This is a genomic window from Streptomyces rugosispiralis (genome assembly GCF_024505145.1).
In the GTDB taxonomy this organism is placed as follows: domain Bacteria; phylum Actinomycetota; class Actinomycetes; order Streptomycetales; family Streptomycetaceae; genus Streptomyces; species Streptomyces rugosispiralis.
On record NZ_JANIAA010000108.1, the window covers coordinates 1 to 5,035 of the forward strand.

Below are 5,035 nucleotides of genomic sequence, written 5' to 3' on the forward strand. Positions count from 1 at the left end.
GGACGGCCCGTTCGGCGCCGTCAGGCCATTGGACGCACCATCCTGGTTGATGGCGGAGCCCCGGACCACCGCCAGCACCGGGTGGCCGTTGCGTCGCGCGTCCGACAGCCGCTCCACGAGCAGCATGCCCGCGCCCTCGGCCCAGCCCGTGCCGTCCGCCGACGCCGCGAACGACTTGCAGCGGCCGTCCGTGGCCAGGCCGCGCTGACGGCTGAAGTCGATGAACGTCTCGGGTGTGGCCATGACCGCCACACCACCGGCCAGCGCCATGGTGCACTCGCCCGCGCGCAGCGCCTGGATCGCCCAGTGCAGCGCCACCAGCGACGACGAACACGCCGTGTCCACGGTGACCGCGGGGCCTTCGAGGCCGAAGGTGTACGCCACCCGGCCGGAGGCGATGGAGCCCGCGTTGCCGGTGCCGATGTAGCCCTCGACACCGTCGGGGATGCCGTCGAGGCCGGTCACGTAGTCGTGGTACATGACGCCCGCGAAGACGCCGACCCGGCTGCCGCGCACCCGCGCCGGGTCGATGCCCGCCCGCTCGAACGCCTCCCACGACGTCTCCAGCAGCAGCCGCTGCTGCGGGTCCATCGCCAGCGCCTCACGCGGCGAGATGCCGAAGAAGTCCGGGTCGAAGTCGGCGGCGTCGTGCAGGAAGCCGCCCTCGCGGGTGTACGACGTGCCCGCGTGGTCGGGGTCCGGGTGGTAGAGGCCGTCGAGGTCCCAGCCACGGTCCACGGGGAAGCCGGAGATGCCGTCGCCACCGGTGGCGACGAGCTCCCACAGCTCCTCCGGGGTGCGCACCCCGCCCGGGTAGCGGCAGCTCATGCCGACGATGACGATCGGGTCGTCGTCGAGTGCGGGGGCCGCCCCCGTCCGTACGGGAACGAGCGGCGCGGTGGTCTCCTCGGCGCCCAGCAGCTCCTCGCGCAGATGGCCCGCGAGGGCGGTGGGGGTCGGGTAGTCGAAGACGAGCGTCGCCGGGAGCCGCAGCCCGGTGACTGTCTTGAGGTCGTTGCGGAGTTCGACGGCGGTGAGCGAGTCGAAGCCCAGCTCCTTGAACGCCCGCCCGGCCTCGACGGCGTCCGGGCCCGGGTAACCGAGCACCGCGGCGACCCGGCCGCACACCAGCTCCAGCAGCTCACGGTCCTGTTCGGGCCGGGCCAGCCCGGCGAGGCGCTGAGCGAGCGAGGAGCCGTCGGCGGTGACGGCCGCGGCGGCGGCCCGCCGGACGGGGGTCCGCACCAGGCCGCGGAACAGCGCCGGTACGGTCCCGGTCGCCGTGGCCTCGGTGCGCAGCCCCGCGTAGTCGAGCCGCATCGGGAACAGCACGGCGGAACCCTCGGCGCGGGCCGCGTCGAAGAGCGCGAGCCCCTCGTCGGCGGCGATCGGGGCGACCCCGCCACGCGCGATGCGGCGCAGATCGACCTCGTCCAGCGCGCTGCCCATGCCCGCACCGGCCCACAGGCCCCAGGCCAGCGCGGTGGCCGGAAGCCCCTGGGCGACGCGGTGCCGGGCGAGCGCCTCCAGGAAGGAGTTGGCGGCGGCGTAGCTCGCCTGTCCGGGCGCGCCGAACACGGCGGCGGCACCGGAGAACAGCACGAACGCGGACAGCTCGTGGTCGCGGGTCAGCTCGTGCAGGTTCAGCGCCGCGTCCACCTTGGGGCGCAGTACGTGTGCCACCCGCTCGGGCGTCAGCGAGCCGAGGATGCCGTCGTCCAGGACGCCCGCCGTGTGCACCACGGCGGTCAGCGGACGCTCGGCCGGGATGGCGGCCAGGGTCGCGGCGAGCGCGTCGCGGTCGGCCACGTCGCAGGCCGCCCAGGTGACGGTGGCACCGGCCGCGGTGAGCTCGGCGCCCAGCTCCTCGGCGCCCTCGGCGTCGGCGCCACGGCGGCTGACCAGCAGCAGGTGGCGTACGCCGTGGGCGGAGACGAGGTGGCGGGCGAAGAGGCCGCCGAGGGTTCCGGTGGCGCCGGTGATCAGTACGGTGCCGTCGGGGTCGTACGACGGGCCATCGGGGTCGTACGACGGGAGGGTGCCGGTTTCCGCGTCTTCTGTACCGGTGTCAGCGGTGTTCTCGGTGCGCGTGTCGTCCGTGACCGGCACCCGCGCCAGCCGTGGTGCGAGCGCCACGCCCGCGCGCAGCGCCAGCTCCGCCTCGTCCACGCCGAGCGCGGCGGGCACCGTACGGTACGAACCCTCCTCGCCGTCCACGTCCAGCAGCACCAGGCGGCCGGGGTTCTCCGACTGCGCGGAGCGGAACAGGCCGCGCACGGCGGCGTACGGCAGATCCGCCACGCCCGCGCCCGGCTCGGTCTCCACCGCGCCCCGGGTCAGCAGCACCAGCCGCGACCCGGCGAACCGCTCATCGGCCAGCCACTCCTGGAGCAGGGCGAGCGTGGTCCGCGTGGCCTCGTGCACGGCCGACGCGTCACCGTCGCCACCGACACCACTCAGCAGGACGGTGTCGGGCGCGGGTGTCCCGGACTCCACGGCCGTGCGCAGCACCGCCAGATCGCGGTACGCGGCGAGCCGGACCCCGGGTCCGAACGCGCCCTCCAACGAGGCCAGTTCGGCGGCGTCGGCGCCGAGCACCGCCCAGGCGCCCGTCACCGGGCCGGTCGCGGGCGCCGGAACCGCCGTCCAGTCCAGCCGGAACAGCGACTCGTGCAGTCCGCCGCGCGCCGCGCGCACCTGGTCGGCCGAGGCCGCCCGCAGCGCCACGGACTCGACCGTGGCCACCGGACGGCCCTCGCCGTCGGCCACCAGCAGCGAGACCGCGTTCGACGACCGCTCGGACAGCCGCACCCGCAGCGCACCGGCCCCGGCCGCGTGCAACTGGACGCCGTTCCACGCGAACGGCAGCAGCGCGCCCTCGGCCGGCGCCGACTCGCGGTCGGCGCTGTCGAGGCCGATGACGTGCAGCGCGGCGTCGAGCAGGGCCGGGTGCAGCCCGAACCGTTCGGCCTCGGCGCCCGACGTCAGCGGCGCGTCCTCGGGGAAGCCCACCTCGGCGTAGAGGTGCTCGCCGAGCCGCCAGGCGCCCTTGAGCCCCTGGAACACCGGCCCGTAGCCGAGGCCCGCCCCGGCCAGCTCCTCGTACAGCCCCTCGACCGCGATTGGCGTCGCGCCCTGCGGCGGCCATACGGCCAGCTCAGCGGGGTGGTCCGAGTCGGGCGTCCGGGCGCCGGGGGCGAGCACACCGGTGGCGTGGCGCGTCCACGGCTCGGTGCCGAGCGCGTCCTGCCGACGGGAGTGCAGGCTGAAGGAACGGCGGCCGGACTCGTCCGGCCCGTCCACGGCGAGCTGCACCCGCACCCCGGTGTGCTCGGACAGCACGAGCGGGGCTTCGAGGGTGAGTTCGTCCAGCCGCTCGCACCCGACCTGGGCGCCCGCCGTGCTCGCCAGCTCCACGAAGGCGGTGCCGGGCAGCAGCACGGTGTCCATGACCGCGTGGTCGGCCAGCCAGGGGTGGGTGCGGGTGGAGAGCACCCCGGTGAGCAGAAGTCCATCGGCGTCCGCGAGCGCGACGGCGGCGCCGAGGAGCGGATGGTCGATGTCGCGCAGCCCGATCGACTCGGGGTCGCCCGCCGTGAGGGCGGCGGCACTGGGCCAGTAGCGCTGCCGCTGGAAGGCGTAGGTCGGCAGCTCGGCCGGGTCCACGGGGGCCGCGCCCGCACCGGCGAAGACGGCAGACCAGTCCGGCGTCACACCACGGACGTGCGCCCGTGCGACGGCCGAGAGCAGCGCCTCGGCTTCGGGGCGGTCCTTGCGCAGCACGGCGGCGAAGGCGGGCTCCTCTTCGCCCGTCACGCACTCCTGCGCCATCGCGGAGAGGACGCCGTCGGGGCCGAGCTCGAGGTAGGTGGTGACGCCCTGAGCCTCCATCGTCCGTACGCCGTCGAGGAAGCGGACGGCCTCGCGGACGTGGCGGACCCAGAAGTCGGGGCTGGTGATCTCCTCGGCGGAGACGACGGTGCCGGTGAGGTTGGAGACGATGGGGATACGCGGGGCCTCGTAGGCCAGCCCCTGCGCCACCTCACGGAACGCCTCCAGCATCCCGTCCATGCGCGGGGAGTGGAACGCGTGGCTCACGGTGAGCCGCTTGGTCTTACGACCCTGGGCCTCGAAACCGGAAGCGATCTCCAGCACCGCGTCCTCATCACCCGCGATGACCACCGACGACGGGCCGTTCAAGGCCGCGATGCTGACGCCCTCGGTCAGCAACGGCGCGACCTCATCCTCCGACGCCTGGACGGCGATCATCGCGCCACCGGCGGGCAGCTCCTGCATCAACCGGCCACGCGCCGCCACCAACTTCGCGGCGTCCGCGAGCGAGAACACACCCGCCACATGCGCGGCGGCCAGCTCACCGATCGAATGCCCGGAGAGGAAGTCCGGCGTCAGACCCCACGCCTCGACCAGCCGGAACAACGCCACCTCGACCGCGAACAACGCGGGCTGAGTGAAGCCCGTCCGGTCCAGGACGGAGGCGTCATCCCCGAACAGCACCTCCCGCAGCGGCCGCTCCAGGTACAGATCCAGATGCGCACACACCTCATCCAGCGCATCCGCGAACACCGGGAAGGCGCCGTAGAGTTCGCGGCCCATGCCGAGCCGCTGGCTGCCCTGTCCCGTGAACAGGAACGCCACCTTGCCCTCGGCGACCGTCCCCTCGACCACACCCGAGGCGGACTCGCCCCGAGCCAGCGCGTCGAGTGTCCGCAGCAGTTCGTCCCGGTCGCCGACGGTCAGCACCGCGCGCCGCTCCAGGGCGGCGCGGCCGACGGCCAGGGCGTGGGCGATGTCGAGCGGCGCCGCTTCCGGGCGCGACGCGATGTGGGTGTGCAGCCGCGCGGCCTGCTCCCGCAGCGCTTCGGTGCTCTTGGCCGACAGGGCGAACGGCAGAGGGCCGCCGAGGCCGTTCCGCTCGGGCGCCTCGGCCGGTGCGTCGACCGCCGGGGCCTGCTCGATGATGGTGTGCGCGTTGGTGCCACTGATGCCGAACGAGGAGATTCCGGCGCGGCGCGGA

Annotated in this window: 1 protein-coding gene; it reads right to left on the minus strand. The window is 74.5% G+C overall.

The genetic code is table 11. From position 1 onward, the window contains the following. Positions 1-5,035, minus strand: a 5,035-nt coding sequence (locus tag NP777_RS46450) for a type I polyketide synthase (RefSeq protein ID WP_256656251.1), incomplete at both ends; no start/stop codon positions are given.